Source organism: Trabulsiella odontotermitis (genome assembly GCF_030053895.1).
Classification (GTDB): Bacteria; Pseudomonadota; Gammaproteobacteria; order Enterobacterales; family Enterobacteriaceae; genus Trabulsiella; species Trabulsiella odontotermitis_C.
The window spans coordinates 3,556,973-3,583,424 of record NZ_CP125781.1 but is presented as its reverse complement, the minus strand read 5'-3'; the positions used below and the strand labels follow the sequence as shown (position 1 = coordinate 3,583,424).

Annotated in this window: 22 protein-coding genes and 3 pseudogenes; 15 read left to right on the top strand and 10 right to left on the bottom strand. The window is 56.7% G+C overall.

Annotated features, from left to right (window positions below):
• Positions 1-44: 44 nt before the first annotated feature.
• Genes dhaM through dhaK form a run of 3 tightly spaced genes read right to left on the bottom strand, consistent with a single transcriptional unit; the run spans position 45 to position 3,187 of the window.
• Positions 45-1,463 (bottom strand): dihydroxyacetone kinase phosphoryl donor subunit DhaM, encoded by a 1,419-nt coding sequence (gene dhaM, locus QMG90_RS16960; RefSeq protein WP_023336797.1) that lies wholly within the window; start codon positions 1,461-1,463, stop codon positions 45-47.
• Positions 1,464-1,473: 10 nt separating this feature from the next.
• The gene (gene dhaL / locus QMG90_RS16955; protein WP_007372179.1) at positions 1,474-2,106 is read right to left on the bottom strand and encodes a dihydroxyacetone kinase subunit DhaL; all 633 of its coding nucleotides are present in this window, start codon (positions 2,104-2,106) and stop codon (positions 1,474-1,476) included.
• A gap of 10 nt (positions 2,107-2,116) precedes the next feature.
• Positions 2,117-3,187 carry a dihydroxyacetone kinase subunit DhaK gene (gene dhaK, locus QMG90_RS16950; protein ID WP_020077889.1) on the bottom strand — a complete coding sequence of 357 codons (1,071 nt, stop codon included), beginning with the start codon at positions 3,185-3,187 and terminating at the stop codon, positions 2,117-2,119.
• Positions 3,188-3,743: 556 nt separating this feature from the next.
• On the opposite strand from dhaK, the gene QMG90_RS16945 reads away from it, so the two are divergent.
• Both QMG90_RS16945 and dhaR read left to right on the top strand, forming a co-directional pair.
• Positions 3,744-4,841 (top strand): glycerol dehydrogenase, encoded by a 1,098-nt coding sequence (locus tag QMG90_RS16945; protein ID WP_023336799.1) that lies wholly within the window; start codon positions 3,744-3,746, stop codon positions 4,839-4,841.
• Positions 4,842-4,942: 101 nt separating this feature from the next.
• Entirely contained in the window at positions 4,943-6,868 is a 1,926-nt protein-coding gene (gene dhaR / locus QMG90_RS16940) for a dihydroxyacetone kinase operon transcriptional regulator DhaR (RefSeq protein ID WP_023336800.1), read from the top strand.
• Here dhaR and QMG90_RS16935 read toward each other — a convergent pair.
• The 4 genes from QMG90_RS16935 to QMG90_RS16920 are packed head-to-tail and all read right to left on the bottom strand — an operon-like array spanning position 6,846 to position 9,364.
• On the bottom strand, positions 6,846-7,376 hold the full coding sequence (locus QMG90_RS16935; protein WP_127851055.1) for a cob(I)yrinic acid a,c-diamide adenosyltransferase: 531 nt from the start codon (positions 7,374-7,376) through the stop codon (positions 6,846-6,848). The genes dhaR and QMG90_RS16935 overlap by 23 nt on opposite strands.
• Complete coding sequence (locus QMG90_RS16930) at positions 7,377-7,730, bottom strand: glycerol dehydratase reactivase beta/small subunit family protein (RefSeq protein ID WP_002917678.1); 354 nt, start codon at positions 7,728-7,730, stop codon at positions 7,377-7,379.
• 20 nt (positions 7,731-7,750) lie between these two features.
• Positions 7,751-8,914 carry a 1,3-propanediol dehydrogenase gene (gene dhaT / locus QMG90_RS16925; RefSeq protein ID WP_283280798.1) on the bottom strand — a complete coding sequence of 388 codons (1,164 nt, stop codon included), beginning with the start codon at positions 8,912-8,914 and terminating at the stop codon, positions 7,751-7,753.
• A 21-nt stretch (positions 8,915-8,935) separates the two neighbouring features.
• Positions 8,936-9,364, bottom strand: coding sequence for a GlcG/HbpS family heme-binding protein (locus tag QMG90_RS16920; protein ID WP_088544653.1), 429 nt, complete (start codon positions 9,362-9,364; stop codon positions 8,936-8,938).
• A gap of 413 nt (positions 9,365-9,777) precedes the next feature.
• On the opposite strand from QMG90_RS16920, the gene QMG90_RS16915 reads away from it, so the two are divergent.
• The 5 genes from QMG90_RS16915 to QMG90_RS16895 are packed head-to-tail and all read left to right on the top strand — an operon-like array spanning position 9,778 to position 15,163.
• Positions 9,778-11,445: a propanediol/glycerol family dehydratase large subunit gene (locus QMG90_RS16915; RefSeq protein ID WP_002917676.1), complete on the top strand. Its 1,668-nt coding sequence runs from the start codon at positions 9,778-9,780 to the stop codon at positions 11,443-11,445.
• A gap of 12 nt (positions 11,446-11,457) precedes the next feature.
• Complete coding sequence (locus tag QMG90_RS16910) at positions 11,458-12,042, top strand: propanediol/glycerol family dehydratase medium subunit (protein ID WP_002917672.1); 585 nt, start codon at positions 11,458-11,460, stop codon at positions 12,040-12,042.
• Between the two features lie 2 nt (positions 12,043-12,044).
• A complete protein-coding gene (locus QMG90_RS16905; RefSeq protein ID WP_002917670.1) occupies positions 12,045-12,470 on the top strand; it encodes a glycerol dehydratase small subunit DhaB3 in 426 nt (141 codons plus the stop codon).
• 12 nt (positions 12,471-12,482) lie between these two features.
• On the top strand, positions 12,483-14,306 hold the full coding sequence (locus QMG90_RS16900) for a diol dehydratase reactivase subunit alpha (RefSeq protein WP_002917661.1): 1,824 nt from the start codon (positions 12,483-12,485) through the stop codon (positions 14,304-14,306).
• 53 nt (positions 14,307-14,359) lie between these two features.
• Complete coding sequence (locus tag QMG90_RS16895) at positions 14,360-15,163, top strand: MIP/aquaporin family protein (protein ID WP_032669189.1); 804 nt, start codon at positions 14,360-14,362, stop codon at positions 15,161-15,163.
• A 51-nt stretch (positions 15,164-15,214) separates the two neighbouring features.
• Here the strand turns inward: QMG90_RS16895 and hdeB are convergent, their stop codons facing one another.
• Positions 15,215-15,544 carry an acid-activated periplasmic chaperone HdeB gene (gene hdeB, locus QMG90_RS16890; protein WP_032642469.1) on the bottom strand — a complete coding sequence of 110 codons (330 nt, stop codon included), beginning with the start codon at positions 15,542-15,544 and terminating at the stop codon, positions 15,215-15,217.
• Between the two features lie 34 nt (positions 15,545-15,578).
• Here hdeB and QMG90_RS16885 point away from each other — a divergent pair.
• Together QMG90_RS16885 and QMG90_RS22475 are read left to right on the top strand one after the other, a co-directional pair.
• A pseudogene (locus QMG90_RS16885) lies at positions 15,579-16,559 on the top strand (IS5-like element ISKpn26 family transposase).
• Positions 16,541-16,795 carry a hypothetical protein gene (locus tag QMG90_RS22475; protein WP_305955147.1) on the top strand — a complete coding sequence of 85 codons (255 nt, stop codon included), beginning with the start codon at positions 16,541-16,543 and terminating at the stop codon, positions 16,793-16,795. The pseudogene QMG90_RS16885 and the gene QMG90_RS22475 overlap by 19 nt, the downstream one beginning before the upstream one ends.
• On the opposite strand, the pseudogene QMG90_RS16880 reads toward QMG90_RS22475, so the two are convergent.
• A pseudogene (locus QMG90_RS16880) lies at positions 16,697-16,942 on the bottom strand (dihydrodipicolinate synthase family protein); the annotation flags it as partial. The gene QMG90_RS22475 and the pseudogene QMG90_RS16880 overlap by 99 nt on opposite strands.
• 20 nt (positions 16,943-16,962) lie before the next feature.
• Positions 16,963-17,658 (bottom strand): B3/B4 domain-containing protein, encoded by a 696-nt coding sequence (locus tag QMG90_RS16875; RefSeq protein ID WP_023336806.1) that lies wholly within the window; start codon positions 17,656-17,658, stop codon positions 16,963-16,965.
• 43 nt (positions 17,659-17,701) lie between these two features.
• On the opposite strand from QMG90_RS16875, the gene QMG90_RS16870 reads away from it, so the two are divergent.
• The 6 genes and pseudogenes from QMG90_RS16870 (at position 17,702) to QMG90_RS16845 (ending at position 26,437) form a co-directional block, all read left to right on the top strand.
• Positions 17,702-18,304 carry a helix-turn-helix domain-containing protein gene (locus QMG90_RS16870; protein ID WP_001581470.1) on the top strand — a complete coding sequence of 201 codons (603 nt, stop codon included), beginning with the start codon at positions 17,702-17,704 and terminating at the stop codon, positions 18,302-18,304.
• Positions 18,305-18,366: 62 nt separating this feature from the next.
• Positions 18,367-18,827, top strand: a pseudogene (locus tag QMG90_RS16865) (GNAT family N-acetyltransferase).
• A gap of 268 nt (positions 18,828-19,095) precedes the next feature.
• Positions 19,096-20,805 carry a class I SAM-dependent DNA methyltransferase gene (locus tag QMG90_RS16860; RefSeq protein ID WP_032295511.1) on the top strand — a complete coding sequence of 570 codons (1,710 nt, stop codon included), beginning with the start codon at positions 19,096-19,098 and terminating at the stop codon, positions 20,803-20,805.
• On the top strand, positions 20,795-22,138 hold the full coding sequence (locus tag QMG90_RS16855) for a restriction endonuclease subunit S (protein ID WP_283280792.1): 1,344 nt from the start codon (positions 20,795-20,797) through the stop codon (positions 22,136-22,138). The genes QMG90_RS16860 and QMG90_RS16855 overlap by 11 nt, the downstream gene beginning before the upstream one ends.
• The gene (locus tag QMG90_RS16850; RefSeq protein ID WP_001581473.1) at positions 22,131-23,306 is read left to right on the top strand and encodes a DUF4268 domain-containing protein; all 1,176 of its coding nucleotides are present in this window, start codon (positions 22,131-22,133) and stop codon (positions 23,304-23,306) included. The genes QMG90_RS16855 and QMG90_RS16850 overlap by 8 nt, the downstream gene beginning before the upstream one ends.
• Positions 23,306-26,437, top strand: coding sequence for a type I restriction endonuclease subunit R (locus QMG90_RS16845; RefSeq protein ID WP_047716669.1), 3,132 nt, complete (start codon positions 23,306-23,308; stop codon positions 26,435-26,437). Before QMG90_RS16850 ends, QMG90_RS16845 begins: the two co-directional genes overlap by 1 nt.
• Positions 26,438-26,452 lie beyond the last annotated feature (15 nt).

The following is a 26,452-nucleotide window of genomic DNA, read 5'->3' as shown; positions in this document are numbered from 1 at the left end:
CCCTCCGGAGGCGGGCCCCCGGAGTGGTAACGGTCAAAGTGGATTTAGCGACGAATAAGACGTTGCAGACGCATATCGAGCGTGATGGCTTCGCCAGGCTGAATATCATTCAGCGCTTCGCCCTGCTGGCATAGCCAGGCGATCCCCGCCGCGCGGGCGATAATCGCGCCGTGGGCCTGTTCGCTGCCGTCGCGCAGGCACAGGCCGGTGACCTTGCTGGCATCCAGTTGGAGTACAGTCGAGGGATAAATATTGTCGGCGATAATAATCGTCGGCTCACTGGCGAATGGCAGCGTCTCCTTAATACCCTGCAGATGGCGCAGCGTGCGCTGCAGAATATCGTCGACATCGATATAACGGGCCTGCAGATAGGCGTCATCCAGCTGACGATACTGCTGGCTGAGCTCCATCAGCACTTGATGCCACGCCCATTCCGCCGAGCACTGTTCGGTGAGCAGGCGATCGTTGGCGGCATCAAACAGATCTTCATCGTCGAGCAAGGTGTGATGACCGGCGAAGATCGCCGCGATATCGGCGTTAAATTTGTGTTCCGCCAGCTCGGTGAGCGCATTGAGATCGGCCAGCGTCTGGTCGATCGCCTGGCGCAGGCGCTGCTGCTCGCGGGCGATGTCGGCGGCGGCGGGGAGCGCCGGTTGGATCGGCGCCTGCGGATAAAGCATCGCGGCGCCTTCAACACGCGCAGGTATGGCGGGTTCCGCTGTCGGCTGCGCCTCCGGCGACTCGCCGAAGTTATCGGCGGCCAGCGCCTGAAACGCCGCCAGCGCCGCATCGGCGTCCGGACCGCGGGCCAGCAGGCGCAGCTTATCGTGGCGGCGCACCTGTAGCAGAGCGATTTGATTCAGACTGTCCGGGGTGACGCATTTGCCGTTTTTCTCCAGCACCAGGTCGGCGTTAAAACCCGCCAGCGCGGCGACCAGCTTTGATGCCGGACGCACGTGCAGGCCGTTGTGATTGTTAATAATGACTGAAACCGATTTAGCATCGCCGTCGTCAGCAAGCGTTGGGGCGGCGGCGTCAGGCGTGTGCGAAGGTAAACCCAGCTGAACCCGCTTGGCTTCCAGGGCGTTCATGGCATCGGCGATAACTTTGTCGATCCCGGCGCCGGAGGCGGCGCTGACGGTGGCCGCCAGCGTCCCTTCGACCAGCGGCGCGGCGCACAGCCGCACCTTTGCCGCCATCGCCGGATCGAGCAGATCGAGGGCGGTTTCGGCGCTGAGCAGGGCGCTGCCGATATCCATCATCACCAGAACATGGTCGGTATCGGCGACGGATTCGATCGCCTCCATGACTTTAATCGGATCGGTGCCGATCGGGCTGTCGGGATCGTCGATCCCGGCGGCGATCGCCAGCTTACAGCCATCGTTCATTAACATCTGCCGGGCCAGTTCTCCGACACCTTCGCCCAGCCGGGCGCTATGAGAAACAATAACCAGGTTTACCATCGCGATTTCCTTACTCTTTGGCGGCGGCAGCCAGCATCTGAACCATAAACAGCACCGAGGTCGCGCCGGGATCCTGATGCCCGATGCTGCGCTCGCCGAGATAGCTGGCGCGGCCTTTACGCGCCTGCATGGTGATGGTGGCGTGGGCGGCGCGCTCGGCCACTTCGCAGGCGGCATCCAGCGCGGCAGGGATAGACAGATGTTGCTCGCTGGAATGACGCAGGGATTCCACCACCGGCAGCCAGACGTCGCACATCGTCTTATCGCCCGGCTCCGCTTTACCACGGTTGACGACGCCGTCCGCGCCTTCGCGGATCATCTGATAAAGCTCGTCGAGGGTCAGGCTCTGATGCGCCTGGGTGACCTGGGCGGCGCGGATAAAGAAGGTGCCGAACAGCGGGCCGCTGGCGCCGCCGACGTTGGAAAGCAGCGTCATCCCGGTATTCTTGAGAATAAAACCGATGTCTTTATCGGCGATCGACGGCAGCTTTTCGACCACTTTGCTGAAGCCGCGATGCATATTGAGGCCGTGGTCGGCGTCGCCGATCTCTTTATCAAGGCCGGTGAGAAAATCGCTCTGTTTGGTGAAAATGTCGCCACAGCGGTACAGCCAGTCGACGATTTGCGTTCTGTTCAGTGACATGTCGTGCTCCTTATTTTCCCCAGTTCAGCGCTGGGGTATGGACCGGGGCGTCCCATAACGCCAGCGTGTCATCATCCGCTTTCAGCAGGGTGATGGAGAAACCCGCCATATCCAGCGAGGTGCAGTAGCTGCCGATGAGGTTGCGTTCAATCACAATGCCGGACGCTTCGCAGCGCTGGGCAAGGCGGTTGTAAACGCCGTACAGTTCGGAAAGCGGGGTGGCGCCGAGGTTATTGACCAGCGCGATAACCCGATCGCCGTTTTGCAGCGCGGTTTTGCTCTGTTTCACTTCCTGCCACGCTCCCTTGACGTTATCCCACTGGCGCAGCGTGCGGCTGTATGCGCCGTTTTCCAGCAGGGTATCGAACATCTCATCGACGGTTTGGTCGAGCGAGCTGAAGCGGCGGCGGTCGATACCCGGCTCGCCATGGATGCCGACGCCGAACTCCATCTCATCATCTTTCAGGGTAAAGGAGGGCTGTCCGGCGGCCGGTACGGTGCAGGCGCCCAGCGCGATGCCAATCGAGTGACCAAGGTTATTTAAACGGCGGCCCAGTTCAGCGCAGGCTTCCAGCGAGTCGCCGCGTTCGGCGGCGGCGCCGACCAGTTTTTCAATCAGCACGGTATTGGCGACGCCGCGGCGTCCGGCGGTATAGAGGCTGTCTTTTACCGCCACGTCGTCATCCACCACGACGGTGGTAACCTTAACGCCACTTTCGTGCAGCAGCTCGGTGGCGGTCTCAAAATTCAGGATGTCGCCGGTATAGTTTTTGATAATCAGCAGGACGCCTTCGCCGCCGTCAATCTGCATCGCGCATTCGAACATTTTGTCCGGCGTCGGCGAGGTGAAAATTTCCCCCGGACAGGCGCCGGAGAGCATGCCCTGGCCGATGTAGCCGCAGTGCATCGGTTCGTGTCCGCTGCCGCCGCCGGAGAGCAGCGCCACTTTGCCGGCGACCGGTGCATCAGCGCGGGTGACATAGACCGGGTCCTGGTGCAGCGTCAGTTCAGGATGCGCCTTCGCCAGGCCGATAAGCTGTTCACTCAGTACATCTTCCACACGGTTAATCAGTTTTTTCATTGTTTATGCTCCGTAGGGTAGGGGGAGGTCGCCTGTCTATAAGGGTAGCCCGGCGATGTAGTGATTCTGGCTGAGCGGGCGCAAAATAAAATGCCGTCAAAATTGATTCCATAACGGAACGTAGAAAAGAATTTTTGTTCCTTTATGGAACATTAATTGCCGATAAACAGGAGAAATGCGAGCCAGCGCTAATAATTTGTCCGTTTTTTTCTGCTATCAGAAATGGGGCAAGGATGATTTTTTTCGCCATTGTGCCGCATTGAGGCAATTTTCTGCGTTAGAGAGGGGAGACGATAGCGGCTTTTTTGCCAAAATGATCCGATCGCGATCGCAATCCCATCGCTTTCTCAGTCACATTGTTTCAATGTGAAACGCATTATTTTTTTATCTGTTTCAGAACAGAACAAAAAAGGGAAAAATTTTTTTCGCCGCGGCTCGCCCTACAGTGGATGCATCGCTCCGGCAGCGTGGCTGTAAGCGCCATTGATATCAGGCGCCGCGGCATGACGGCCTGGGCTCACGTGTCAACATACGCACTTATTTGAGGGTGAAAGAAATGCTAAAAGTTATTCAATCTCCAGCCAAATATCTCCAGGGACCTGATGCCGCCATGCTGTTTGGCGAATACGCTAAAAACCTGGCCGACAGCTTTTTTGTTATCGCCGATGACTTCGTGATGAAGTTGGCGGGCGACAAAGTATTGAACGGCCTGCATAGCCACAATATTAGCTGCCATGCGGAACGGTTTAACGGCGAGTGCAGCCATGCGGAAATCAACCGCCTGATCGCCATTCTTAAGCAGCACGGCTGCCGCGGCGTGGTGGGTATCGGCGGCGGGAAAACCCTCGATACCGCGAAGGCGATCGGCTATTACCAGAAGCTGCCGGTGGTGGTGATCCCGACAATTGCCTCAACCGATGCGCCGACCAGCGCGCTGTCGGTTATCTACACCGAGGCGGGCGAGTTTGAAGAGTATCTGATCTACCCGAAAAACCCGGATATGGTGGTGATGGACACGGCGATTATCGCCAAAGCGCCGGTACGCTTGCTGGTGGCCGGGATGGGCGATGCGCTCTCCACCTGGTTTGAAGCCAAGGCCTGCTTCGATGCGCGAGCCACCAGCATGGCGGGCGGGCAGTCCACGGCGGCGGCCTTGAGCCTGGCGCGCCTGTGCTATGATACGCTGCTGGCGGAAGGCGAAAAAGCACGCCTGGCGGCTCAGGCTGGAGTGGTGACCGATGCGCTGGAGCGTATTGTCGAAGCCAACACCTATCTGAGCGGTATCGGTTTTGAGAGCAGCGGCCTGGCCGGCGCGCACGCGATTCACAACGGTTTCACCATCCTTGAAGAGTGCCACCATCTGTATCACGGTGAGAAAGTGGCCTTCGGTACCCTGGCGCAGCTGGTGCTACAGAACAGCCCGATGGACGAGATTGAAACGGTGCTGGGCTTCTGCCAGCGCGTCGGCCTGCCGGTGACGCTCGCGCAGATGGGCGTCAAAGAGGGGATCGACGAGAAAATCGCCGCGGTGGCGAAAGCCACCTGCGCGGAAGGGGAAACCATCCATAATATGCCGTTTGCGGTGACCCCGGAGAGCGTCCATGCCGCTATCCTCACCGCCGATCTGTTAGGCCAGCAGTGGCTGGCGCGTTAATTCGCGGTGGCTAAACCGCTGGCCCAGGTCAGCGGTTTTTCTTTCTCCCCTCCGGCAGTCGCTGCCGGAGGGGTTCTCTATGGTACAACGCGGAAAAGGATATGACTGTTCAGACTCAGGAAACCGGGAAGGTGGTCTCTTCCGTCATCGCCCAGTCATGGCACCGCTGCAGCAAGTTTATGCAGCGCGAAACCTGGCAAACGCCGCACCAGGCCCAGGGCCTGACCTTCGACTCCATCTGTCGGCGTAAAACCGCGCTGCTGACCATCGGCCAGGCGGCTCTGGAAGACGCCTGGGAGTTTATGGACGGCCGCCCCTGCGCGCTGTTTATTCTTGATGAGTCTGCCTGCATCCTGAGCCGTTGCGGCGAGCCGCAAACCCTGGCCCAGCTGGCTGCCCTGGGATTTCGCGACGGCAGCTATTGTGCGGAGAGCATTATCGGCACCTGCGCGCTGTCGCTGGCCGCGATGCAGGGCCAGCCGATCAACACCGCCGGCGATCGGCATTTTAAGCAGGCGCTACAGCCATGGAGTTTTTGCTCGACGCCGGTGTTTGATAACCACGGGCGGCTGTTCGGCTCTATCTCGCTTTGCTGTCTGGTCGAGCACCAGTCCAGCGCCGACCTCTCCCTGACGCTGGCCATCGCCCGCGAGGTGGGTAACTCCCTGCTTACCGACAGCCTGCTGGCGGAATCCAACCGTCACCTCAATCAGATGTACGGCCTGCTGGAGAGCATGGACGATGGGGTGATGGCGTGGAACGAACAGGGCGTGCTGCAGTTTCTCAATGTTCAGGCGGCGAGACTGCTGCATCTTGATGCTCAGGCCAGCCAGGGGAAAAATATCGCCGATCTGGTGACCCTCCCGGCGCTGCTGCGCCGCGCCATCAAACACGCCCGTGGCCTGAATCACGTCGAAGTCACCTTTGAAAGTCAGCATCAGTTTGTCGATGCGGTGATCACCTTAAAACCGATTGTCGAGGCGCAAGGCAACAGTTTTATTCTGCTGCTGCACCCGGTGGAGCAGATGCGGCAGCTGATGACCAGCCAGCTCGGTAAAGTGAGCCACACCTTTGAGCAGATGTCTGCCGACGATCCGGAAACCCGACGCCTGATCCACTTTGGCCGCCAGGCGGCGCGCGGTGGCTTCCCGGTGCTGCTGTGCGGCGAAGAGGGGGTTGGGAAAGAGCTGCTGAGCCAGGCTATCCACAATGAAAGCGAACGGGCGGGCGGCCCCTACATCGCCGTCAACTGCCAGCTATATGCCGACAGCGTGCTGGGCCAGGACTTTATGGGCAGCGCCCCTACCGACGATGAAAATGGTCGCCTGAGCCGCCTTGAGCTGGCCAACGGCGGCACCCTGTTTCTGGAAAAGATCGAGTATCTGGCGCCGGAGCTGCAGTCGGCCCTACTGCAGGTGATTAAGCAGGGCGTGCTCACCCGCCTCGACGCCCGGCGCCTGATCCCGGTGGATGTGAAGGTGATTGCCACCACCACCGTCGATCTGGCCAATCTGGTGGAACAGAACCGCTTTAGCCGCCAGCTGTACTATGCGCTGCACTCCTTTGAGATCGTCATCCCGCCGCTGCGCGCCCGACGCAACAGTATTCCGTCGCTGGTGCATAACCGGTTGAAGAGCCTGGAGAAGCGTTTCTCTTCGCGACTGAAAGTGGACGATGACGCGCTGGCGCAGCTGGTGGCCTACTCATGGCCGGGGAATGATTTTGAGCTCAACAGCGTCATTGAGAATATCGCCATCAGCAGCGACAACGGCCACATTCGCCTGAGTAATCTGCCGGAATATCTCTTTTCCGAGCGGCCGGGCGGGGATAGCGCGTCATCGCTGCTGCCGGCCAGCCTGACCTTTAGCGCCATCGAAAAGGAAGCTATTATTCACGCCGCCCGGGTGACCAGCGGGCGGGTGCAGGAGATGTCGCAGCTGCTCAATATCGGCCGCACCACCCTGTGGCGCAAAATGAAGCAGTACGATATTGACGCCAGCCAATTCAAGCGCAAGCATCAGGCCTAGTCTCCTCGATACGCGCCATGGAGAACAGGGCATCCGACAGGCGATTGCTGTAGCGTTTGAGCGCGTCGCGCAGCGGATGCGCGCGGTCCATGGTCGTCAGCAGGCGTTCGAGCCGACGGGACTGGGTGCGCGCCACGTGCAGCTGGGCAGAGGCGAGATTCCTCCCCGGGATCACGAACTGTTTTAACGGGCCGCTCTCGGCCATATTGCGGTCGATAAGCCGCTCCAGGGCGGTGATCTCCTCTTCGCCGACCGTCTGGCTCAGGCGGGTCAGGCCCCGCGCATCGCTGGCCAGTTCAGCCCCCAGCACGAACAGCGTCTGCTGAATATGGTGCAGGCTTTCCCGGAGCCCGGCGTCGCGGGTCGTGGCGTAGCAGACGCCCAGTTGGGATATCAGTTCATCGACGGTGCCGTAGGCCTCGACGCGAATATGGTCTTTCTCGATGCGGCTGCCGCCGTACAGGGCGGTGGTGCCTTTATCCCCGGTGCGGGTATAGATACGATACATTCAGTTTCTCTCACTTAACGGCAGGACTTTAACCAGCTGCCCGGCGTTGGCGCCGAGCGTACGCAGATGATCGTCGCTATCGGTGACGTGTCCGGTAGCCAGCGGCGCGTCCGCCGGCAGCTGGGCATGAGTGAGGGCTATCTCGCCGGACGCGCTGAGCCCGATACCCACCCGCAGGGGCGAGCTTCTGGCCGCCAGGGCGCCCAGCGCAGCGGCGTCACCGCCTCCGTCATAGGTTATGGTCTGGCAGGGGACCCCCTGCTCCTCCAGCCCCCAGCACAGCTCATTGATGGCGCCGGCATGGTGCCCGCGCGGATCGTAAAACAGGCGTACGCCTGGCGGTGAAAGCGACATGACGGTCCCCTCGTTAACACTCAGAATGCCTGGCGGAAAATCGCGGCAATCTCCTGCTTGTTGCCTTTACGCGGGTTCGAGAACGCATTGCCGTCTTTCAGAGCCATCTCAGCCATGTAGGGGAAGTCGGCCTCTTTTACTCCCAGATCGCGCAGATGCTGCGGAATACCGATATCCATCGACAGACGCGTGATAGCGGCGATGGCTTTTTCCGCCGCGTCGAGAGTGGACAGTCCGGTGATATTTTCGCCCATCAGTTCAGCAATCTCGGCGAATTTCTCCGGGTTGGCGATCAGGTTGTAGCGGGCCACATGCGGCAGCAGGACAGCGTTGGCCACGCCGTGCGGCATGTCGTACAGGCCGCCCAGCTGGTGCGCCATGGCGTGCACGTAGCCGAGGTTGGCGTTATTGAAAGCCATCCCGGCCAGCAGAGAGGCATAGGCCATGTTTTCCCGCGCCTGCAGATTGCTGCCGAGGGCCACGGCCTGGCGCAGGTTGCGGGCGATGAGGCGGATCGCCTGCATGGCGGCGGCGTCCGTCACCGGGTTAGCGTCTTTGGAGATATAGGCCTCTACGGCGTGGGTCAGGGCATCCATCCCGGTCGCCGCGGTCAGGGCGGCCGGTTTACCGATCATCAGCAGCGGATCGTTGATAGAGACCGACGGCAGGTTGCGCCAGCTGACGATCACAAACTTCACTTTGGTTTCGGTGTTGGTCAGGACGCAGTGGCGGGTGACCTCGCTGGCGGTGCCGGCGGTGGTATTGACCGCGACGATAGGCGGCAGCGGGTTGGTCAGGGTCTCGATTCCGGCATACTGGTACAGATCGCCCTTATGGGTGGCGGCGATGCCGATGCCTTTGCCGCAATCGTGCGGGCTGCCGCCGCCCACGGTGACGATGATGTCGCACTGTTCGCGGCGAAACACGGCGAGGCCGTCGCGCACGTTGGTGTCTTTCGGGTTCGGCTCGACGCCGTCAAAGATCGCCACCTCGATCCCGGCCTCCCGCAGATAATGCAGGGTTTTGTCCACCGCGCCATCTTTAATTGCCCGCAGGCCTTTGTCGGTGACCAGCAGGGCTTTTTTCCCCCCCAGCAGCTGGCAGCGTTCGCCGACTACGGAAATGGCGTTGGGGCCAAAAAAGTTAACGTTTGGCACCAGATAATCAAACATACGATAGCTCATAATATACCTTCTCGCTTCAGGTTATAATGCGGAAAAACAATCCAGGGCGCACTGTGCTAATAATTGATCCTGCTCGACCGTACCGCCGCTAACGCCGACGGCGCCAATTACCTGCTCATTAAAAATAACTGGCAGGCCGCCGCCAAAAATAATAATTCGCTGTTGGTTGGTAAGCTGCAGACCGTACAGAGATTGTCCTGGCTGGACCGTTGGTGTAATTTCATGGGTACCTTGCTTCAGGCTGCAGGCGCTCCAGGCTTTATTCAGGGAAATATCGCAGCTGGAGACGAAGGCCTCGTCCATCCGCTGGATAAGCAGCGTGTTGCCTCCGCGGTCAACCACGGAAAACACCACCGCCACGTTGATCTCAGTGGCTTTTTTTTCCACCGCCGCCGCCATTTGCTGGGCGGCGGCCAGGGTGATTGTCTGAACTTGTTGGCTCTTGTTCATCATTCTCTCCCGCACCAGGATAACGCTGGCGCGAATAGTCAGTAGGGGGCGATAGTAAAAAACTATTACCATTCGGTTGGCTTGCTTTATTTTTGTCAGCGTTATTTTGTCGCCCGCCATGATTTAGTCAATAGGGTTAAAATAGCGTCGGCAAAACGTAATTAAGGGCGTTTTTTATTAATTGATTTATATCATTGCGGGCGATCACATTTTTTATTTTTGCCGCCGGAGTAAAGTTTCATAGTGAAACTGTCGGTAGATTTCGTGTGCCAAATTGAAACGAAATTAAATTTATTTTTTTCACCACTGGCTCATTTAAAGTTCCGCTATTGCCAGTAATGGCCGGGCGGCAACGACGCTGGCCCGGCGTATTCGCTACCGTCTGCGGATTTCACCTTTTGAGCCGATGAACAATGAAAAGATCAAAACGATTTGCAGTACTGGCCCAGCGCCCCGTCAATCAGGACGGGCTGATTGGCGAGTGGCCTGAAGAGGGGCTGATCGCCATGGACAGCCCCTTTGACCCGGTCTCTTCAGTAAAAGTGGACAACGGTCTGATCGTCGAACTGGACGGCAAACGCCGGGACCAGTTTGACATGATCGACCGATTTATCGCCGATTACGCGATCAACGTTGAGCGCACAGAGCAGGCAATGCGCCTGGAGGCGGTGGAAATAGCCCGCATGCTGGTGGATATTCACGTCAGCCGGGAGGAGATCATTGCCATCACTACCGCCATCACGCCGGCCAAAGCGGTCGAGGTGATGGCGCAGATGAACGTGGTGGAGATGATGATGGCGCTGCAGAAGATGCGTGCCCGCCGGACCCCCTCCAACCAGTGCCACGTCACCAATCTCAAAGATAATCCGGTGCAGATTGCCGCTGACGCCGCCGAGGCCGGGATCCGCGGCTTCTCAGAACAGGAGACCACGGTCGGTATCGCGCGCTATGCGCCGTTTAACGCCCTGGCGCTGTTGGTCGGTTCGCAGTGCGGCCGTCCCGGCGTGTTGACGCAGTGCTCGGTGGAAGAGGCCACCGAGCTGGAGCTGGGCATGCGTGGCTTAACCAGCTACGCCGAGACGGTGTCGGTCTACGGCACTGAAGCGGTATTTACCGACGGCGATGATACTCCGTGGTCAAAGGCGTTCCTCGCCTCGGCCTACGCCTCCCGCGGGTTGAAAATGCGCTACACCTCCGGCACCGGATCCGAAGCGCTGATGGGCTATTCGGAGAGCAAGTCGATGCTCTACCTCGAATCGCGCTGCATCTTCATTACCAAAGGCGCCGGGGTTCAGGGGCTGCAAAACGGCGCGGTGAGCTGTATCGGCATGACCGGCGCTGTGCCGTCGGGCATTCGGGCGGTGCTGGCGGAAAACCTGATCGCCTCTATGCTCGACCTCGAAGTGGCGTCCGCTAACGACCAGACTTTCTCCCACTCGGATATTCGCCGCACCGCGCGCACCCTGATGCAGATGCTGCCGGGCACCGACTTTATTTTCTCCGGCTACAGCGCGGTGCCGAACTACGACAACATGTTCGCCGGCTCGAACTTCGATGCGGAAGATTTTGATGATTACAACATCCTGCAGCGTGACCTGATGGTTGACGGCGGCCTGCGTCCGGTGACCGAGGCGGAAACCATTGCCATTCGCCAGAAAGCGGCGCGGGCGATCCAGGCGGTTTTCCGCGAGCTGGGGCTGCCGCCAATCGCCGACGAGGAGGTGGAGGCCGCCACCTACGCGCACGGTAGCAACGAGATGCCGCCGCGTAACGTGGTGGAGGATCTGAGTGCGGTGGAAGAGATGATGAAGCGCAACATCACCGGCCTCGATATTGTCGGCGCGCTGAGCCGCAGCGGCTTTGAGGATATCGCCAGCAATATTCTCAATATGCTGCGCCAGCGGGTCACCGGCGATTACCTGCAGACCTCGGCCATTCTCGATCGGCAGTTCGAGGTGGTGAGTGCGGTCAACGACATCAATGACTATCAGGGGCCGGGCACCGGCTATCGCATCTCTGCCGAACGCTGGGCGGAGATCAAAAATATTCCGGGCGTGGTTCAGCCCGACACCATTGAATAAGGCGGTATTCCTGTGCAACAGACAACCCAAATTCAGCCCTCTTTTACCCTGAAAACCCGCGAGGGCGGGGTAGCTTCTGCCGATGAACGCGCCGATGAAGTGGTGATCGGCGTCGGCCCTGCCTTCGATAAACACCAGCATCACACTCTGATCGATATGCCCCATGGCGCGATCCTCAAAGAGCTGATTGCCGGGGTGGAAGAAGAGGGGCTTCACGCCCGGGTGGTGCGCATTCTGCGCACGTCCGACGTCTCCTTTATGGCCTGGGATGCTGCCAACCTGAGCGGCTCGGGGATCGGCATCGGTATCCAGTCGAAGGGGACCACGGTCATCCATCAGCGCGATCTGCTGCCGCTCAGCAACCTGGAGCTGTTCTCCCAGGCGCCGCTGCTGACGCTGGAAACCTACCGGCAGATTGGCAAAAACGCCGCGCGCTATGCGCGCAAAGAGTCACCTTCGCCGGTGCCGGTGGTGAACGATCAGATGGTGCGGCCGAAATTTATGGCCAAAGCCGCGCTATTTCATATCAAAGAGACCAAACATGTGGTGCAGGACGCCGAGCCCGTCACCCTGCACGTCGACTTAGTAAGGGAGTGACCATGAGCGAGAAAACCATGCGCGTGCAGGATTATCCGTTAGCCACCCGCTGCCCGGAGCATATCCTGACGCCTACCGGCAAACCATTGACCGATATTACCCTCGAGAAGGTGCTCTCTGGCGAGGTGGGCCCGCAGGATGTGCGGATCTCCCGCCAGACCCTTGAGTACCAGGCGCAGATTGCTGAGCAGATGCAGCGCCATGCGGTGGCGCGCAATTTCCGCCGCGCGGCGGAGCTTATCGCCATTCCTGACGAGCGCATTCTGGCTATCTATAACGCGCTGCGCCCGTTCCGCTCCTCGCAGGCGGAGCTGCTGGCGATCGCCGACGAGCTGGAGCACACCTGGCATGCGACAGTGAATGCCGCCTTTGTCCGGGAGTCGGCGGAAGTGTATCAGCAGCGGCATAAGCTGCGTAAAGGAAGCTAAGCGGAGGTCAGCATGCCGTTAATAGCCGGGATTGATATCGGCAACGCCACCACCGAGGTGGCGCTGGCGTCCGACGACCCGCAGGCGAGGGCGTTTGTTGCCAGCGGGATCGTCGCGACGACGGGCATGAAAGGGACGCGGGACAATATCGCCGGGACCCTCGCCGCGCTGGAGCAGGCCCTGGCGAAAACACCGTGGTCGATGAGCGATGTCTCTCGCATCTATCTTAACGAAGCCGCGCCGGTGATTGGCGATGTGGCGATGGAGACCATCACCGAGACCATTATCACCGAATCGACCATGATCGGTCATAACCCGCAGACGCCGGGCGGGGTGGGCGTTGGCGTGGGGACGACTATCGCCCTCGGGCGGCTGGCGACGCTGCCGGCGGCGCAGTATGCCGAGGGGTGGATCGTACTGATTGACGACGCCGTCGATTTCCTTGACGCCGTGTGGTGGCTCAATGAGGCGCTCGACCGGGGGATCAACGTGGTGGCGGCGATCCTCAAAAAGGACGACGGCGTGCTGGTGAACAACCGCCTGCGTAAAACCCTGCCGGTGGTAGATGAAGTGACGCTCCTGGAGCAGGTCCCCGAGGGGGTGATGGCGGCGGTGGAAGTGGCCGCGCCGGGCCAGGTGGTGCGGATCCTGTCGAATCCCTACGGGATCGCCACCTTCTTCGGGCTAAGCCCGGAAGAGACCCAGGCCATCGTCCCCATCGCCCGCGCCCTGATTGGCAACCGTTCAGCGGTGGTGCTCAAGACCCCGCAGGGGGACGTGCAGTCGCGGGTGATCCCGGCGGGCAACCTCTACATTAGCGGCGAAAAGCGCCGCGGAGAGGCCGATGTCGCCGAGGGCGCGGAAGCCATCATGCAGGCGATGAGCGCCTGTGCTCCGGTACGCGACATCCGCGGCGAACCGGGCACTCACGCCGGCGGCATGCTTGAGCGGGTGCGCAAGGTAATGGCGTCCCTGACCGGCCATGAGATGAGCGCGATATACATCCAGGATCTGCTGGCGGTGGATACGTTTATTCCGCGCAAGGTGCAGGGCGGGATGGCCGGCGAGTGCGCCATGGAAAATGCCGTCGGGATGGCGGCGATGGTGAAAGCGGACCGTCTGCAAATGCAGGTTATCGCCCGCGAACTGAGCGCCCGACTGCAGACCGAGGTGGTGGTGGGCGGCGTGGAGGCCAACATGGCCATCGCCGGGGCGTTAACCACTCCCGGCTGTGCGGCGCCGCTGGCGATCCTCGATCTCGGCGCCGGCTCGACGGATGCGGCGATCGTCAACGCGGAGGGGCAGATAACGGCGGTCCATCTCGCCGGGGCGGGGAATATGGTCAGCCTGTTGATTAAAACCGAGCTGGGCCTCGAGGATCTTTCGCTGGCGGAAGCGATAAAAAAATACCCGCTGGCCAAAGTGGAAAGCCTGTTCAGTATTCGTCACGAGAATGGCGCGGTGGAGTTCTTTCGGGAAGCCCTCAGCCCGGCGGTGTTCGCCAAAGTGGTGTACATCAAGGAGGGCGAACTGGTGCCGATCGATAACGCCAGCCCGCTGGAAAAAATTCGTCTCGTGCGCCGGCAGGCGAAAGAGAAAGTGTTTGTCACCAACTGCCTGCGCGCGCTGCGCCAGGTCTCACCCGGCGGTTCCATTCGCGATATCGCCTTTGTGGTGCTGGTGGGCGGCTCATCGCTGGACTTTGAGATCCCGCAGCTTATCACGGAAGCCTTGTCGCACTATGGCGTAGTCGCCGGGCAGGGCAATATTCGGGGAACAGAAGGGCCGCGCAATGCGGTCGCCACCGGGCTGCTACTGGCCGGTCAGGCGAATTAAACGGGCGCTCGCGCCAGCCTCTCTCTTTAACGTGCTATTTCAGGATGCCGATAATGAACCAGACTTCTACCTTAACCGGGCAGTGCGTGGCCGAGTTTCTTGGCACCGGATTGCTCATTTTCTTCGGCGCGGGCTGCGTCGCTGCGCTGCGGGTCGCCGGGGCCAGCTTTGGTCAGTGGGAGATCAGTATTATCTGGGGCCTTGGCGTCGCCATGGCCATCTACCTGACGGCCGGTGTCTCCGGCGCGCACCTTAATCCGGCGGTGACCATTGCCCTGTGGCTGTTCGCCTGTTTTGAACGCCGCAAGGTGCTGCCGTTTATTGTTGCCCAGACGGCCGGGGCCTTCTGCGCCGCCGCGCTGGTGTATGGGCTCTATCGCCAGCTGTTTCTCGATCTTGAACAGAGTCAGCATATCGTGCGCGGCACTGCCGCCAGCCTTAACCTGGCCGGGGTCTTTTCCACGTACCCGCATCCACATATCACTTTTATACAAGCGTTTGCCGTTGAGACCACCATCACGGCAATCCTGATGGCGATGATCATGGCCCTGACCGACGACGGCAACGGAATTCCGCGCGGGCCGCTGGCGCCGTTGCTGATTGGCTTGCTGATCGCCGTGATCGGCGCGTCGATGGGGCCGCTAACCGGCTTTGCGCTGAATCCGGCGCGCGACTTCGGCCCAAAACTGTTTACCAGTCTGGCCGGGTGGGGCTCGATCGCCTTTACCGGTGGGCTGGCGATCCCTTACTTTCTGGTGCCGCTGCTGGCGCCGGTGGTGGGGGCGATTATCGGGGCGTTTTTGTATCGCAAGCTTATCGGCCGCCTTCTGCCGTGCGAATGCGGTATCGATGAGTAAAGCGGGACCCGCCGCAGCGCGGCGGGTTTCCCCGGCCTGATGCCGGGGGGGTTATTTTTTGATGACCGCGCTGAGATCGCCAAGTTTAGCGGCGGGGTTCTTGTGGCACTCCTGCAGCATTTTCGGTACCGAAACGGTCTCGACTTCATGCCAGTCAACATAGTCGCCGCCGCTAAAGTCGGTGTTGCGATTCACTACCCAGAAGGCCACCGGGGTCATGCTTTTTGGGTTCATATCCATAAATTCCTGACAGGTCATATTCTGCGGCGTGGTTTCCTCAACCGCGAACGCCGGGCTGGTCATCAGACAGAATGTGGTAGCCGCCACGGTCAATACGAGTGCTTTAGGGAAGGTGCGAACAAGTTCCTGATATGAGATCATCATATTCATCCGGAGCGCATCCCAGAGGGACATCATGAGCCATCAACTCACCTTCGCCGATAGTGAATTCAGCACTAAGCGCCGTCAGACCAGAAAAGAGATTTTCTTGTCCCGCATGGAGCAGATTCTGCCATGGCAGAATATGACCGCTGTCATCGAGCCGTTTTATCCCAAGGCGGGCAATGGCCGACGGCCCTATCCGCTGGAGACCATGCTGCGTATTCACTGCATGCAGCATTGGTACAACCTGAGCGACGGTGCCATGGAAGATGCCCTGTACGAAATCGCCTCCATGCGCCTGTTTGCCCGATTATCCCTGGATAGCACCCTGCCGGATCGCACCACCATCATGAATTTCCGCCACCTGCTCGAGCAGCATCAACTGGCCCGTCAATTGTTCAAGACCATCAATCGCTGGCTGGCCGAAGCAGGCGTCATGATGACCTAAGGCACTTTGGTGGATGCCACCATCATTGAGGCACCCAGCTCTACCAAGAACAAAGAGCAGCAACGCGATCCGGAGATGCATCAGACCAAGAAAGGCAATCAGTGGCACTTTGGCATGAAGGCCCACATTGGTGTCGATGCCAAGAGTGGCCTGACCCACAGCCTAGTCACCACCGCGGCCAACGAGCATGACCTCAATCAGCTGGGTAATCTGCTTCATGGAGAGGAGCAATTTGTCTCAGCCGATGCCGGCTACCAAGGAGCGCCACAGCGCGAGGAGCTGGCCGAGGTGGATGTGGACTGGCTGATCGCCGAGCGTCCCGGCAAGGTAAAAACCTTGAAGCAGCATCCGCGCAAGAACAAAACGGCCATCAACATCGAATACATGAAAGCCAGCATCCGTGCCAAGGTGGAGCACCCGTTTCGCATCATCAAGCGGCAGTTCGGCTTCGTGAAAGCCAGATACAAGGGGCTGCTGAAAAACGATAACCAACTGGCGATGTTATTCACCCTGGCCAACCTGTTTCGGGTGGACCAAATGATACGTCAGTGGGAGAGATCTCAGTAAAAACCGGAAATAACGCCAGAAATGGTGGAAAAAATAGCCTAAATAGGCTGATTCGATGTGTTTGCGGGAAAAAAATCGGCCCAGATCCGCGAAATTTTAATCAGCGAGTCAGCTTGGGAAGAAATGACCTGCTTATTCGCACCTTCCCTGACTGCCCCCACACACACCATAACAGGGATATCCCCAGCAACCTGTTTTGCCAGAGTCGCGACACGTTTGCGCTGCTCCGGGGTTAGATAGGCGTAGCTACCGGTAGACCCCAGAATACCCATTGAATCCACCCGTGCCGTCGTAAGGCGGGCCAAAATATTATTGAATCCCTTTTCATCGACGCCGTTGGCGGTAACAGGGGTCATTGGGAAAGCAGACAAGCCGGTGAACATGGTGTTTCTCCTCAATGGTATTACGGTTGTTGCTCTTCAATGAGAGTTACGTCAACCCGCAGACCTGGCGTCATTGCTTCGAGGCCATCGGTCAGCATCTTCCCGGCTTCGTGAAGTTTTTCCAGTGGCATTTGCGGCAGACTCTCCAGAATAAACCACATGTGCTGTGCTTCCACATCTAAGCGGGTTCTGACTCCTTGTCGCCAGTTCCAGCGACGGCAGGTCACACCGGCATCATCACGCCAGATAACTTCACCTTGCGAAGGATATTCAACGGCGATTTCACCCTCTTTTACCGTATCAAACGGCTCAGTGCCTGTTGCCACAACGAGGCGTGGTAGCCCCTGATAGGCAGCAATGTTCTCGCCCCCCACCGGCACGGCGTAGCGAAGGCTAACGGCATTATAGAGATCAACGATGGGGTCAAGTGCTGGCATCGCGCCGTCACGTAATACACGCTTACGTAACGCATCAGCTGAACAAGGGGTGCGTTTAGGCTTAGCGCCAAACGTCTGAAAAATCTCAGCCCATGCAGCTAAATGCGATTCTGCCCACTCAGGCTCACCGACAAGAACCGCTTCACAAGCTTCTCTCAGCGCTGTTTCACCAATATCAGGGTTCAGCACCGGCGCAGCGTTTACATAGATACTGAGTGCCCGGAAACCGGGTGCAATACGATAAATTTCAGGGGCAATTGACGGAGATACTGTTAACACGGAATAATCCTGTAATGACCAATTTAAATCATGATAATGACCAATGACTAAAAAAGTCAATTTAATGACCGATGCTGGTTCGATTGCCAGCACAGTAAATGAAGCTGTATCTCAGCGGATTAAGCTGTATCGCAAACAAAAAAAAATCTCCCTTGATGAACTCTCCCGCCGGGCGGGCGTCAGCAAGGGTGCACTGGTTGAAATTGAGGGGTGCCGGGCAAATCCCAGTATTGCTCTGTTGTGCCGCCTGGCCGTCGCGATGGGGGTTTCGGTGGCAGACTTTGTGGATGTCAGTTCGAAACCAACGGTGCATCTCATCGCTGAAGAGGAAATCCCCGAATTATGGCAAGGCGAAAAAGGCGGACGAGCCAGACTGCTTGCAGGATCAGGTGGCCCTGATATGACCGAGATGTGGATGTGGGAAATGCAACCGGGGGAAAAGTTTGCTTCCCCCGGCCACACAGATGGAACGCTTGAATTGTTTTACGTCCAGGAAGGCACACTCACACTGGGTGTACAAGATCACCTGTATCAAGTGAACACCAACTGTTCGGCAACCGCGAGAACAGACGTTGCGCATTGCTATGAAAACCGAGGAGCGAGCCCATTGGTGTTCATCATGACGGTACATGAGAAATCATCCTGAGAGTTACCCAACATACCGTTCGGTCCTGTCTCGTCACATATTCGTTTACAAGGAGTTAATCAGTGGATAACCCGCATCTCAGTTTTACTAAAGACCTGTTTACGGTCACAACCGATCCCGCTTTTTTGAGCTGGAAGCCATTCATGATTACCTTTCGCAATCGTCCTGGGCTCCTGGTATTGATATAGAAACGGTCAGTGTATCTATCCAGAACAGCCTTTGTTTTGGCCTACTGGATGGCACAAGACAGATCGGTTTCACCCGTCTGGTGACAGACTTTGCCACTTTTGGTTATTTGTGCGACGTCTACGTGCTGAACGACTATCAGAAAAGTGGCCTCGGTCGTTGGTTGATTGAATGCTGTCACGCCCATCCATTGATGTCACGCCTGCGACGGATAATGCTGGTCACTGACAGCGCCCCTTGGCTATACCAGAAAATGGGGTATCTCCCGTTGAACCGACCAGACTTTGTCTGGCAGATCAACCGACCAGACATGTATCGTAAAACCGAAGGTAAATGAAGACTGTTTGGAGAGTAATATAGACTGTCAATCCGTAGGGCTGAGCATCTGCTGCGGAATAATTTGGCATATTCGCGAGACAACGTTGAGACGTCTGCTTGAGGCCCGGAACTTAATGTCAACTTAGCCATAGCCCATCTTCCACTTCTTTGCGCTATCTCGTTTATGAACCTAGTCATTCCGGGTATCATTTTGCGATTAGCATTCCAAAACCAAATTTAAGATAGGCATGTTTGCACTATCGCTGCGATCGCCCCTGAGGATTATCATGAACAACGCCGAACAACAGTTCCTGAACGAGCTGGATAACAAATTCTGGAAAGCCGCCGACAAGCTACGCGCCAACATGGATGCCGCCAACTACAAGCACGTGGTGCTGGGGCTTATCTTCCTCAAGTATGTGTCCGATGCCTTCGAGGCGCGTCAGCAGGAGCTAATCACCTTGTTCCGCGATGTCGGCAACCCGGACAACATCTATGCCATGTCGCGCGACGGTTACGACTCTGATGAAGAGTACGCACAGGCGATTGTGGATGAACTGGAGGTGGAAGATTACTACACCGAAAAGAACATCTTCTGGGTGCCGAAAGCCGCGCGCTGGGACACGCTGAAAAACAAAGCCATGTTGCCGACCGGCACCGTGCTGTGGGTGGATGAAACCACCGGCAAGGATGTGACGCTGCGCTCTGTGTCCTGGCTGGTGGATAACGCGCTCGATGAAATCGAAAAAACCAACCCGAAGCTGAAAGGTATTCTGAACCGTATCAGCCAGTATCAATTGGGCAACGAAGTGTTGACCGGGCTGATTAATACTTTCTCTGACGCCAACTTCAGCAACCCGGAATATAACGGCGAGAAGCTCAACTTAAAGAGCAAAGATATTCTCGGTCACGTGTACGAATATTTCCTCGGCCAGTTCGCGCTGGCGGAAGGCAAACAGGGCGGCCAGTATTACACGCCAAAAAGCATCGTGACCCTGATTGTTGAATGCCTACAGCCGTATAACGGCCGTGTGTATGACCCGGCGATGGGTTCCGGCGGGTTCTTCGTGTCCAGTGACCGTTTTATTGAAGAGCACGCGGGCGAGAAGCAGTACAACGCCGCTGAGCAGAAGCAGAAAATCTCCGTTTACGGTCAGGAATCCAACCCGACCACCTGGAAGCTGGCGGCGATGAACATGGCAATCCGTGGCATCGACTTTAATTTTGGTACGAAAAATGCCGATACCCTGCTGGACGACCAGCATCCGGATCTGCGCGCCGACTTCGTTATGGCTAACCCACCGTTCAACATGAAAGAGTGGTGGAGCGCGAAGCTGGAAAACGACGTGCGTTGGAAATACGGCACGCCGCCGCAGGGCAACGCCAACTTCGCATGGATGCAGCACATGATCCACCACCTGGCGCCGAAAGGCTCGATGGCGCTGCTGCTGGCCAACGGCTCGATGAGTTCCAACACCAACAACGAAGGCGAGATCCGCCGCAATCTGATCGAAGCCGATCTGGTGGAGTGTATGGTGGCGCTGCCGGGACAGCTGTTTACCAACACCCAAATCCCGGCCTGCATCTGGTTCCTGACCAAAGACAAATCCGGCGGCAACGGTAAAGTCCACCGCAAAGGCCAGGTGCTGTTTATCGACGCCCGCCAGATTGGCTATATGAAAGACCGCGTATTGCGCGATTTTACCCGTGAGGATATCGCCAAAATTGCCGACACCTTCCAGAACTGGCAGGCGGATAAAAACTACGAAGACGAAGCCGGGTTCTGCTTCTCCGCAACGCTGGAAGATATCCAGAAAAACGACTTTGTGCTAACCCCAGGCCGTTATGTCGGTGCTGTCGAGCAGGAAGAAGACGATGAACCCTTTGCCGAGAAGATGGCGCGACTGACCGAGCAGTTGAAAGAGCAACTGGAAGAGAGCGCTGAGCTGGAGAAGCAGATTAAGGCGAATCTGGGGGGATTGGGTTATGAGTTTTGAGTTATATGAATACAAAATTGAGGATCTAGGTAAAGTTATCACTGGTAAAACACCGCCTTCCAAAATTAGTGATGCTTTTAGCGCACAAGGTATTCCTTTTGTAACGCCAAAAGATATGGACGGTCGTAGACTTATAGATAAAACCGAAAGGTATTTGTCTTCCCAGGGTGTCGAAGCGGTGCGGAATTGCTTACTGCCTCAAAATAGTATTGCGGTATCTTGTATTGGTTCAGATATGGGGAAAACGGTTTTATTACCCGGTGAAAGCATTACTAATCAGCAGATAAATGCCATCGTTGTAGATTCAGAACATTTTGATTACAAGTATGTCTATTATTATCTTTCAACTCTGCAGGATGATTTCAAAGCAATTGCTGGAGGAAGTGCAACCCCAATTTTGAATAAGGGGCACTTTAGCCAATTTAAGGTTTCATTACCCGTTAAACCCGTGCAAAATAAAATCGCTTTAATACTTGACTCCTTGGATACAAAAATAGAAGTAAATACCGAAATCAACCATACTCTCGAACAAATGGCGCAAGCCCTGTTCAAAAGCTGGTTTGTCGATTTTGAACCGGTAAAAGCCAAAATGGCAGTGCTGGAATCGGGCGGTTCGCAGGCAGACGCGATGCTTGCCGCTATGACAGCGATTTCCGGGAAAGATGCTGATGCGCTGGCGGTTTTTGAGCGTGAACACCCTGAACAATATGCCGAGTTAAAAGCCACGGCAGAACTGTTTCCGTCCGCGATGCAGGATAGTGAGTTGGGAAATATCCCTGTGACATGGGAGTTAGGGAAGCTTCAAGATTTGTTGGTATTACAGAGAGGTTTTGATCTCCCTTCATCGGCACGAAAAGATGGTGAGTTTCCTCTGATTGCCGCCAGTGGCCCCAACGGTACTCATAATGTGGCAATGGCTAAAGCTCCGGGCGTTATAACTGGTCGTTCTGGTGTGCTTGGTAAAGTTTATTTAACGCTTGAAGATTATTGGCCATTGAATACAACCCTTTGGGTAAAGGAATTCAAACGTGCAACACCCTGTTACGCTTATGAGTTGCTGCGACTATTAGATATGAAAGCGTTTAATGCAGGTTCAGCTGTTCCTTCTTTGAACCGTAATCATATACATAGTTTGAGCTATCCACTCCCCCCTATGGCATTAGTAAATTTGTTTGAATCATCAGCCTTGCTTTTGCATCAGCGTGCACATGTAAATTTAAAACACTCTCAATCTTTGGCATTACTCCGCGACACCCTTCTCCCCAAACTCCTCTCGGGTGAAATCACCCTACCGGAAGCCGAGCAGGCGGTAAGTGAGGCGGAAAATGTATAAAGTCGATACGCCGACCAATAGTCTGCATTCTCTGCAAGAGGTGTCGTTCAGCAGCCTCGGCTTTCGCGAGCGCGATCACCTGCAGGAGTGGCTGGCAAAGAATCCCCAGGCGTTAACCCGCGACAACGACGATGAGTTGCTGATTATCCAGAAAGAGTTCGCCGGTTTTGACGACACCAAAGAACGTCTCGATCTGCTGGCGCTCGATAAAAAAGGCAACCTGGTCATCATCGAAAATAAGCTTGATGATTCCGGGCGCGACGTCGTCTGGCAGGCGCTGAAATATGCCGGCTACTGCGCCAACCTGCGTCAGGAGAGCGTGGTGGAGATCTTCCAGCTTTATCTGGATCAGTATGAGCCCAACGAGAACCGCCAGGCGGCAGAGGTCATCGCCGAATTTATGGGCTGGGAAAGCCTGAAAGAAGGGGTGCTCAACCGCAAAGGCACCCAGCGCGTCATCATGGTTGCGGCCAATTTCCGCAAAGAGGTCACCAATACCGCGCTGTGGTTGATGCAATTTGGTATCCGCGCCCAGTGCTTCAAAGTGACCCCCTACCGTTTTGGTGAAGACGTGTTTGTCGATATCCGCCAGGTTATCCCAACCCCGGAAGCGGAGTCGTACATGATTGGCATGGCGCAAAAAGAGGCGGAAGAGCAGTCCACCTCCAGCAGTAGCGAACTGCAGCAGCGTCACTATCTGCGCCGCGAGTTCTGGACGATGGCGCTGGAAAAATTCCGCACCAGCCCCTGTTCACTGTTTAACAACCGCGCTCCCTCAACCGATCACTGGCTGGCTGCCGGGTCGGGCGTTAGCGGCGTGCCGTTTGAGCTTATCTTTTCCCAGAAAGACGCTCGCGTGCAGCTCAATATTTCGCGCGGAGATGCGCTGGAAAACACCTGGTTATTTGAACGCCTTCAGGAACGTAAAACGCACATTGAATCGCTGTTTGGCGAGCCGCTCGACTGGCGGTTGCTGCCAGAGCGAAAAAGCTGCCAGATCGTCTGTTCAAAGACGTTTGACGGCGGCAATAAAGAGATCTGGCCTGTCATTATCGACTGGATGATGGATAGCATGAACCGTCTGGAAAAAGCGATCCGCCCGAGCCTGCTGGAACTGGCGATTGAGCTGAAACAGACCGGTATGATCACCGAGGGAGAGGAAGAGTAATGCTGAGCGAAGACGATTTAGAGCAGCAATGCCTGAAATGGTTTGCTGAACAGGACTGGGAAGTGCTGCACGGGCCAGATATCGCGCCGGATGGCGACAACCCGCTGCGTGCTTCATTTCATGATGTGTTTCTGCGCCCGGTGATGCTGGAGCAGCTGCAAACCATCAACCCCCATCTCCCTGTTTCCGTGCTGGAAGAGGTGATACTCCGTATTACCCGCCCCGAAAGCCCGGATCTGGTCGTCAGCAACAAAGCATTCCATCACCTGTTGCTCGACGGCGTACCCGTTGAGTACAAGCGTGAAGACAAAACGGTTCACGATAAAGCCCTGCTGATGGATTTCAACCATCCCGGCAATAACCGCTTTATGGTCGTAAATCAGGTGGCTATTCAGGGGATAAAACAGGTTCGTCGTCCGGATATTATCTGCTATATCAACGGCCTGCCGGTGGCGGTGATTGAGCTGAAAAGCCCGATTGATGCCAATGCCGATATCTGGGCTGCGTTTAACCAGCTGCAGACCTATAAAAACGAACTCAGCGACCTGTTTATCTGTAACGAAGCGCTGGTAGTGAGCGACGGGCAAAATGCGCGTATCGGCTCTCTGACCGCTGATGAAGAGCGTTTTCTGCCGTGGAAAACGGTGGCGAACGAAGATGATAAACCGCAGTTTCACTGGCAGCTTAAAACGGTAGTGCAGGGCTTCTTTAATAGCGAACTGCTGCTCGATTACATTCGTTTCTTTGTGCTGTTTGAAAACGATGGCAAACGGCTTATCAAAAAGATTGCCGCTTACCATCAGTTCCACGCGGTGCGTGAAGCGGTTGCGGCAACGATTGTGGCCTCTACCGGTAAACATCTTCCGCTGCGCAGCAACATTACCCCCGGCAGTAAAAAAGCGGGCGTGGTGTGGCATACCCAGGGCTCCGGCAAAAGTATCTCCATGTGCTGTTACGCCGGAAAGCTGCTGCAACAAACAGAGATGAATAATCCGACCATCGTCGTGGTGACCGACCGTAACGATCTTGACGGGCAGCTCTACGCCACGTTTTGCCAGGCGCATGATTTACTCAAGCAAACGCCGTTACAGGCCAACGACCGCGACGAACTGCGCGAGCTGCTCAACGCCCGTGAATCCGGCGGCATTATCTTTACCACCGTGCAGAAGTTTGCGCCGCTGGACAGTGAACAGAGCCATCCGGCACTTAACGTCCGCAGCAACATCGTGGTGATTTCCGATGAAGCGCACCGCAGCCAATATGGCCTGAGCGCCACGCTGGACCGGCAAACCGGGGCCTATAAATACGGCTACGCCAAGCATATGCGCGATGCGCTACCGAATGCGTCGTTTATGGGCTTTACCGGTACACCGATTGCGTCTGAAGATAAAGATACCCGTGCCGTGTTCGGTGATTATGTCTCGATCTACGATATTCAGGATGCGGTGGATGACGGCGCGACGGTGCCGATTTACTACGAATCCCGCTTGGCAAAGCTCGACCTGAACCATGAGGAGCTGGAAACGCTCTCCGATCAGGTGGATGAGCTGGTGGAAGATGAAGAGACCGGCCAGCAGGAGAAAACCAAAGGTGACTGGAGCCGTCTGGAAAAGCTGGTAGGTTCTGAGCCACGCATCAAACAGGTCGCGGCCGATCTGGTTCAGCACTTTGAAACACGCAATGCGGCGATGAATGGCAAGGCGATGATAGTCGCCATGAGCCGTGATATCTGTGTGAAGCTCTACAATGCCATCACCGAGATCCGCCCAGACTGGCACAGCACGGATGTCGAACAAGGGGCTATTAAAGTCATTATGACCGGCTCGGCATCGGATAAAGACCATCTCCAGCCACACATCTACAACAAGCAGACTAAAAAGCGCCTTGAAACTCGGTTTAAAGATTTAAACGATCCGCTCAAATTGGTTATAGTCCGTGATATGTGGCTGACCGGGTTTGACGCGCCGTGCTGCCACACCATGTATATCGACAAGCCGATGCGTGGCCACAACCTGATGCAGGCCATTGCGCGTGTTAACCGCGTGTTCCGCGATAAGCCCGGCGGGCTGGTGGTCGATTACATCGGCATTGCCAACGAGCTGAAGCAGGCGCTGAAAACCTATACCGACTCAAAAGGCAAAGGGCAGTCCACGGTCGATGCCCGGGAAGCCTTTGCCATTCTGCTGGAAAAAATCGACATTATTCATGGGATGTTTGCGCCCTCGGCAGGAAAACCCGGCTTCAGTTACGCAGGTTTTTCTCGCGACCCGTTAGCGTTCTTACGCGATGCGGTGAACTATATTCTGGGGCTGGATGACGGTAAAAAACGCTACCTCGATGTTTCGCTGGCGATGAGTAAAGCCTGGTCACTGTGTAATACGCTGGATGAGGCGAAACCCTTACAGGAGGAGTTCGCGTTTCTTTCGGCGGTCAGGGTGGGGCTTATCAAGCTCGATCCGAAGGCAAAGTTTAGCCAGTCAGAAAAAAACTCTCTTCTGAGCAAGATCCTCGATAACGCGGTTGTCGCGACCGGGGTTGAGGATGTCTTCGCACTCGCCGGGCTGGATAAACCGAACATAGGTTTGCTGTCCGATGAGTTTTTGGAAGAAGTGCGGGAAATGCCGCAGCGTAATCTGGCAGTGGAACTGCTGGAAAAACTGCTCAATGACGGCATTCATGCCCGTTCGGGCAATAACGTGGTGCAGCAGAAGAAATACTCCGACCGACTGAAAGCGGTGCTGCTCAAATACAATAACCGCGCCATTGAGACCGCGCAGGTGATTGAAGAGCTGATCCAGATGGCGAAAGCGTTCCAGGAGGCGATGGCGCGTGATGATGCGTTAGGGCTGACCCCGGATGAAATCGCCTTCTATGATGCGCTGGCTGAAAATGAAAGTGCAGTGCGTGAACTGGGCGATGATACGCTGAGAAAGCTGGCCATCGAAGTGACATTGAAATTGCGGCAGTCCACCACCGTGGACTGGCAGGTGCGTGAAAGCGTGCGTGCCCGATTGCGTATTCTGGTGCGTCAGACGCTGCGTAAGTATAAGTATCCGCCGGACAAAACGCCGGGCGCCGTGGAACTGATTTTGAAGCAGGCAGAAGTGGTGTCGAACAGCTGGACAGTCTAAAACGTTCATCGATTA

What these genes read in the sequence shown, in the direction of transcription:
- dhaM (WP_023336797.1), bottom strand. Translation starts at nt 1,463, where the DNA reads ATGGTAAACCTGGTTATTGTTTCTCATAGCGCCCGGCTGGGCGAAGGT.
- dhaL (WP_007372179.1), bottom strand. Translation starts at nt 2,106, where the DNA reads ATGTCACTGAACAGAACGCAAATCGTCGACTGGCTGTACCGCTGTGGC.
- dhaK (WP_020077889.1), bottom strand. Translation starts at nt 3,187, where the DNA reads ATGAAAAAACTGATTAACCGTGTGGAAGATGTACTGAGTGAACAGCTT.
- QMG90_RS16945 (WP_023336799.1), top strand. Translation starts at nt 3,744, where the DNA reads ATGCTAAAAGTTATTCAATCTCCAGCCAAATATCTCCAGGGACCTGAT.
- dhaR (WP_023336800.1), top strand. Translation starts at nt 4,943, where the DNA reads ATGACTGTTCAGACTCAGGAAACCGGGAAGGTGGTCTCTTCCGTCATC.
- QMG90_RS16935 (WP_127851055.1), bottom strand. Translation starts at nt 7,376, where the DNA reads ATGTATCGTATCTATACCCGCACCGGGGATAAAGGCACCACCGCCCTG.
- QMG90_RS16930 (WP_002917678.1), bottom strand. Translation starts at nt 7,730, where the DNA reads ATGTCGCTTTCACCGCCAGGCGTACGCCTGTTTTACGATCCGCGCGGG.
- dhaT (WP_283280798.1), bottom strand. Translation starts at nt 8,914, where the DNA reads ATGAGCTATCGTATGTTTGATTATCTGGTGCCAAACGTTAACTTTTTT.
- QMG90_RS16920 (WP_088544653.1), bottom strand. Translation starts at nt 9,364, where the DNA reads ATGAACAAGAGCCAACAAGTTCAGACAATCACCCTGGCCGCCGCCCAG.
- QMG90_RS16915 (WP_002917676.1), top strand. Translation starts at nt 9,778, where the DNA reads ATGAAAAGATCAAAACGATTTGCAGTACTGGCCCAGCGCCCCGTCAAT.
- QMG90_RS16905 (WP_002917670.1), top strand. Translation starts at nt 12,045, where the DNA reads ATGAGCGAGAAAACCATGCGCGTGCAGGATTATCCGTTAGCCACCCGC.
- QMG90_RS16900 (WP_002917661.1), top strand. Translation starts at nt 12,483, where the DNA reads ATGCCGTTAATAGCCGGGATTGATATCGGCAACGCCACCACCGAGGTG.
- QMG90_RS16895 (WP_032669189.1), top strand. Translation starts at nt 14,360, where the DNA reads ATGAACCAGACTTCTACCTTAACCGGGCAGTGCGTGGCCGAGTTTCTT.
- hdeB (WP_032642469.1), bottom strand. Translation starts at nt 15,544, where the DNA reads ATGATCTCATATCAGGAACTTGTTCGCACCTTCCCTAAAGCACTCGTA.
- QMG90_RS16870 (WP_001581470.1), top strand. Translation starts at nt 17,702, where the DNA reads ATGACTAAAAAAGTCAATTTAATGACCGATGCTGGTTCGATTGCCAGC.
- QMG90_RS16860 (WP_032295511.1), top strand. Translation starts at nt 19,096, where the DNA reads ATGAACAACGCCGAACAACAGTTCCTGAACGAGCTGGATAACAAATTC.
- QMG90_RS16855 (WP_283280792.1), top strand. Translation starts at nt 20,795, where the DNA reads ATGAGTTTTGAGTTATATGAATACAAAATTGAGGATCTAGGTAAAGTT.
- QMG90_RS16850 (WP_001581473.1), top strand. Translation starts at nt 22,131, where the DNA reads ATGTATAAAGTCGATACGCCGACCAATAGTCTGCATTCTCTGCAAGAG.
- QMG90_RS16845 (WP_047716669.1), top strand. Translation starts at nt 23,306, where the DNA reads ATGCTGAGCGAAGACGATTTAGAGCAGCAATGCCTGAAATGGTTTGCT.